This is a genomic window from Pseudomonas sp. AC463 (assembly GCF_979253585.1).
Genome location: NZ_CEEDDZ010000638.1, coordinates 1 through 269, shown reverse-complemented (window position 1 = coordinate 269; position 269 = coordinate 1). Strand labels below are relative to the sequence as shown.

The following is a 269-nucleotide window of genomic DNA, read 5'->3' as shown; positions in this document are numbered from 1 at the left end:
GGACGGGAACAGCTTCGCTGCCGCCTTTTGCCCCAGCACGACGCTGCGTTGCGATCCTCGCAGCTCGGCCACGGTCATGAAGCGCCCCGCTGTAACCTGCGGCGCGACGGTCTGGATGTATCCGGGGTCGATGCCGAGGATCGTAACGGGGACATGGCCCGAAGGCGTCACGGCGTCACCCGTCGCGCGCAGTTGCGCCGTCACCGACGTCACGCCGCTGACGGAGCGCAAGATGACATCGGCATCGCGCTGACTCAAGCGGCCCCGCC

1 protein-coding gene is annotated in these 269 nt (G+C 68.4%); it reads right to left on the bottom strand.

Annotated elements, in window-relative coordinates; translation table 11 throughout:
- On the bottom strand, nt 1-258 hold a 258-nt coding region (locus AC0IYH_RS31765), incomplete at its 3' end, for an ABC transporter permease (RefSeq protein ID WP_471838248.1).
- Between the last annotated feature and the right edge of the window lie 11 nt (nt 259-269).